Annotated in this window: 5 protein-coding genes; 3 read left to right on the plus strand and 2 right to left on the minus strand. The window is 60.9% G+C overall.

What is annotated here, in order from left to right:
* Window positions 1–50: 50 nt before the first annotated feature.
* Window positions 51–1,442, minus strand: a complete 1,392-nt coding sequence (locus E4L98_RS01505) for a TRAP transporter large permease (protein WP_135199798.1) — start codon at window positions 1,440–1,442, stop codon at window positions 51–53.
* A complete protein-coding gene (locus E4L98_RS01510; protein WP_135199799.1) occupies window positions 1,439–2,083 on the minus strand; it encodes a TRAP transporter small permease in 645 nt (214 codons plus the stop codon). Before E4L98_RS01510 ends, E4L98_RS01505 begins: the two co-directional genes overlap by 4 nt.
* A gap of 572 nt (window positions 2,084–2,655) precedes the next feature.
* Here E4L98_RS01510 and E4L98_RS01515 point away from each other — a divergent pair.
* The 3 genes from E4L98_RS01515 to E4L98_RS29910 are packed head-to-tail and all read left to right on the plus strand — an operon-like array spanning window position 2,656 to window position 4,294.
* The gene (locus tag E4L98_RS01515; protein WP_135199800.1) at window positions 2,656–3,177 is read left to right on the plus strand and encodes a methylated-DNA--[protein]-cysteine S-methyltransferase; all 522 of its coding nucleotides are present in this window, start codon (window positions 2,656–2,658) and stop codon (window positions 3,175–3,177) included.
* Window positions 3,153–4,058: a site-specific tyrosine recombinase XerD gene (gene xerD / locus E4L98_RS01520; RefSeq protein ID WP_135199801.1), complete on the plus strand. Its 906-nt coding sequence runs from the start codon at window positions 3,153–3,155 to the stop codon at window positions 4,056–4,058. Before E4L98_RS01515 ends, xerD begins: the two co-directional genes overlap by 25 nt.
* A 59-nt stretch (window positions 4,059–4,117) precedes the next feature.
* Window positions 4,118–4,294 carry a hypothetical protein gene (locus E4L98_RS29910; protein ID WP_167761249.1) on the plus strand — a complete coding sequence of 59 codons (177 nt, stop codon included), beginning with the start codon at window positions 4,118–4,120 and terminating at the stop codon, window positions 4,292–4,294.
* The last annotated feature ends 128 nt before the right edge of the window (window positions 4,295–4,422 follow it).

Genomic DNA, 4,422 nt, shown 5'->3' on the forward strand with positions numbered 1-4,422 from the left:
GGCCGCTACGGTAGAGCCCGTGTGCGATTGGCAGAACTGACCCCGGATTTTTACATCAGTCCCATCGCTTTCGGCAGCCAGAGCGACAGGCCCGGCCAGTAGGTGACGATCACCAGGAACACCAGCATCGTGATCAGCCACGGCATCACCGCCACGGTCAGTTCGGAGATGCTCATCTTCGAGATGCCGCTGGCCACGTACAGGTTCAGGCCCACCGGCGGGTGGCACAGGCCGACTTCCATGTTGGCGTCGATCATGATGCCGAAGTGGACCGCGTCGATGCCCAGGCGGATCGCGGCCGGATGCAGGATGGGCGCCATCACCAGGATGATCGACGACGGTTCCATCACGTTACCGGCCAGCAGCAGCAGGATGTTGGTGAAGAACAGGAAGCCGGCCTGGCCCAGGTCTTTGTTGAGGATCCAGTCCGCCATCGCCTGCGGGATGTTTTCGTGCGCCATCAGGAACGAGAACAGCACGGCGTTGGTGATGATGTACAGCAGCATCGCCGACAGCGCGGCCGATTTCTTCAGCACTTCCGGCGTCTTCTTCAGCGGCATGTCCTTGTAGACGAATACCGAGATCACGAACGCATACACGGCGCTCATCGCCGCCGCTTCGGTCGGCGTGAAGATGCCCTTGGTGATGCCGCCGATGATGATCACCACCAGCATCAGGCCCCATACGCTCTTGCGGAACGCGGTCCAGCGCTGGCCCCACGAGGCTTTGCGCATGCGCGGATAGTTGTTCTTGTAGGCCAGCACCCAGGTGGTGCCGCACAACATCACGGTCAGCAGGATGCCGGGGAACAGGCCGGCCAGGAACAGCGCGCCGATCGAGGTGTTGGTGGAAATCGCGTAAATCACTTTCGGGATCGACGGCAGCATCAAAATGCCCAGCGAACCGGCGGTGATGATCACGCCGGCGCCGAACTGCTTCGGATAGCCCTGCTTGACCATGGCCGGCAGGATGATGGAGCCGATCGCCACCACCGTCGCCACCGACGAACCGCACACCAGCGCGAACATGGCGCAGGCGATGATGCCGGCCAGCGCCAGGCCGCCGTGCCAGTGGCCGATCAGGCTGGTCGCGAAGCTGATCATGCGCTTGGCCACGCCACCGTGCGTCAGGAAGTTACCGGCCAAAATGAACAGCGGGATGGCCATGATCTCGAATTTCTCGATGCCGGTGAACAGCTTCAGCGCCACCGCCTCGATCGGCACCTCGGTCAGCAGATACATGAACATCAGCACCGTCAGGCCCAGCGCGATGGAGACCGGGATGCCGGTCAGCATCAGCAGGATCAGCAGGGCGAACACGATGCCGACCTTGCCGCCGAGGATGCACACGCCGAGCAGGATGCCGGCCAGTACCGCCAGCACGGTGCCGGCCTTCTTTTTGGTCCAGGGTTCGATGCCTGGCACTGCGATCGCGTCGCTCATCGTGCACCTCCATGGGCCGGCGCGGCGGCAAACAGTTCATCGTGGTCGTCGTCGCTCAAGCCTTCGACGTGGGATTCATCGTGATGCGGCAGCTCGCCGTGGCGCAGGAAGGCCCAGCCCACCTGCAGGAAGCGGAAACACATCAGGTAGGATGCCCACGGCACGGCAGAATACACCAGCCAGGTCGGCCATTCGAGGTCGGGCGTGGTCGGGCCTTCCGGAATGTCGGTCAGGTCCTTGCCCAGCAGGCCGAACACCGCATGGTGCATGCCGTTTTCCCAGACGAAGGTCAGGCCCAGGGTGCCGACGATGCCGGTGAACAGCGCGCCGCAGACCAGCGCCAGCATCACCGTGAAGCGGCGCCATTCGGGCGGCAGGCGGTTGACCAGCACGTCCACGCCGACGTGCACGCCCTTGCGCACGCCGTAGGCGGCGCCGAACTTGGCCATCCAGACGAACATGATGATGGCCAGTTCCTGCGCCCATTCGAAGTGCAGGGCAAGCAGGAAGTCTTGCACGTAGGGAATCGCAATGCCGGTGCCGTAGCGGTGCACCACGGAAAAGAAGATGATGAGAGTGGCTCCTCCCATCAGGAAGGTGATGATCCACTCCTCCAGATGATCGAGAATTTTTGTGAACATAATATGTCTCTAAGAGTTATTAGTGCTGGGGAATCCAGCATTGCAGTAACTTAACTTTGAGATGTAAAGCTGGCAATGAGGGGTATTACTAGGTCGGCCACAGCCGTCGTCGTCCGGCATACCACAACTTTTGATTTTTCCGCCACATTATTTGATGCCTAAACTAAGGCCGCTTCGGCACAACAAAAAATTTGAGAAAAACCGTAACGGATACGTTATGATGGCGTCGCTCTCAGGGATACATGCATATGGATATGCGGCCCGGTAGCAAGAGCACAGAATTGTAAGTGGGGAGTGTGTATAGAATCGGTAATGAATACCGGCGAGATCGAGGAGACACACGTTTTACAGAATGTCGCTGTTACAGGCTCTGCAGGCTGCCACAAGCGTGCTACGGGGACGGGCAAGTGACCGGGAACGTGAGAAGGATTTGAAAACGCACCTTAGGGTGCGTTTTTTTTCGCCCATAGCCTTTACAATGGCGTGTGGCGCTGTATCACCGATGCAACATGATGGTGCGTTTCTACAACAGTGACACAAAATAAAGTGCTTTTTTGGTGCATGAAACTGTGATGAAAATACAACAGGAAAATCCGCGGTTTTCCGCCGTTTTGGCGCTTCCATTCGGGAAGTTAGGGGTGCGCGCGGCCGCCGGCGAAGTGACCGAGTTGTGCTACCTGCCGCCCCATTTTGAAGCGCAGGCGCCGCAAGATGCGGTGGCGGAGCTGGTGGCGCAGCAGCTCGCCCGATACTGTGACGATCCCGACTATGCTTTCACCCTGCCGTTGAAGCGCGTCGGCACCGAATTCCAGCACAAGGTCTGGGACACGCTGTGCTCGATTCCGCGCGGCAGTACCCGCACCTATGGCGAGTTGGCCAAACATCTGGGCTCGGCGCCGCGGGCGGTGGGCCAGGCCTGCGGCGCCAACTGGTTCCCGGTGGTGATTCCATGCCACCGCGTGACGGCGGCCGGCGGCCTGGGCGGCTTCTCCAACAGCGACGACCCCAACGGTTACCTGCTGGGCATCAAGCGCTGGCTGCTGGCGCACGAAGGATCGAGCGAATACGCATGGCAGCAGACAACCTTGCTCTGATCGACGAATTCTGCGACAGCCTGTGGCTGGAGGATGGGCTGTCGAAAAACACGCTGGAAGCCTACCGGCGCGACATGCGCCTGTTCGCCACGTGGCTGGAGAAGATGCGGCCGCAGGTGGACGGCCTGCTGGCCGTGGACGGCAAGGCCATCGAGGATTACATCGCCGCGCGCCAGTCCGACAGCGGCAAAGCGACCTCGTCCAATCGCCGCCGCGCCACGCTCCGGCGCTTCTACCAGATGCTGCTGCGCCAGCGCCGCATCGCCGAAGATCCGAGCCTGAAGGTGGTCTCGGCCAAGCAAGCGCAGCGCTTCGTGCAGACGCTGAGCGAGGCGCAAGTCGAAGCCTTGCTGGGCGCGCCCGACGTCACCACGCCGCTGGGCCTGCGTGATCGCACCATGCTGGAGCTGATGTACGCCAGCGGCCTGCGGGTATCGGAACTGGTGGCGCTGAAGCTGCTGGAGCTGAGCCTGAACGACGGCGTGCTGCGCATCACCGGCAAGGGCGCCAAGACGCGGCTGGTGCCGTTCGGCGCCGAGGCGCGGCGCTGGATCGAGCGCTACATGAAAGAAGCGCGCGGCGCCATCCTCAACGGCCAGCAGGACGACGCCCTGTTCGTCACCGGCCGCGGCGGCGCGATGACGCGGCAGATGTTCTGGGTCTTGATCAAAAAACATGCTTTCAAGGCTGGCATCAGCGTGCCGCTGTCGCCGCACACCCTGCGCCACGCGTTCGCCACCCATTTGCTCAACCACGGCGCCGACTTGCGGGTGGTGCAACTGCTGCTCGGACATGCCGATATATCAACAACACAGATCTACACCCACGTCGCACGCGAGCGTTTGAAGCATTTGCATGCGCAACATCATCCTCGAGGCTGAAAAAAACGGTTCATAATAAAGGCTACGCAGCGCAAACCTTTTCAAGAAAGAGGTAGCAAATGGCCAAAACGAATTTCGCATACGAAAAACGGCAGCGCGAACTTGAGAAAAAGAAAAAGCAGGAAGAAAAAGCCCGGCGCAAGGCCGAGCTGAAGAACAACCCCGGCCTCGCCACCGAGAGCGAAGCCGACATTGCCGAAGGCGAACCCTCCGGCCTCGCACCGGACGAGGAATAAGTCGGGGTCAGGTCTTCCATTGCGTCACGGGCCCAGCCGTAGCGGCCGCTACGGCTGGGCCCGTGACGAAATTAAAGACCTGACCCTGACTTTGCACCTTTAATCCGTGGCGAGGCGCTTGCCGAGGC

This window comes from Duganella callida, assembly GCF_004614165.1.
GTDB lineage: Bacteria > Pseudomonadota > Gammaproteobacteria > Burkholderiales > Burkholderiaceae_D > Rugamonas > Rugamonas callida.

What these genes read in the sequence shown, in the direction of transcription:
- xerD (WP_135199801.1), top strand. Translation starts at nt 3,153, where the DNA reads ATGGCAGCAGACAACCTTGCTCTGATCGACGAATTCTGCGACAGCCTG.
- E4L98_RS01510 (WP_135199799.1), bottom strand. Translation starts at nt 2,083, where the DNA reads ATGTTCACAAAAATTCTCGATCATCTGGAGGAGTGGATCATCACCTTC.
- E4L98_RS29910 (WP_167761249.1), top strand. Translation starts at nt 4,118, where the DNA reads ATGGCCAAAACGAATTTCGCATACGAAAAACGGCAGCGCGAACTTGAG.
- E4L98_RS01505 (WP_135199798.1), bottom strand. Translation starts at nt 1,442, where the DNA reads ATGAGCGACGCGATCGCAGTGCCAGGCATCGAACCCTGGACCAAAAAG.
- E4L98_RS01515 (WP_135199800.1), top strand. Translation starts at nt 2,656, where the DNA reads ATGAAAATACAACAGGAAAATCCGCGGTTTTCCGCCGTTTTGGCGCTT.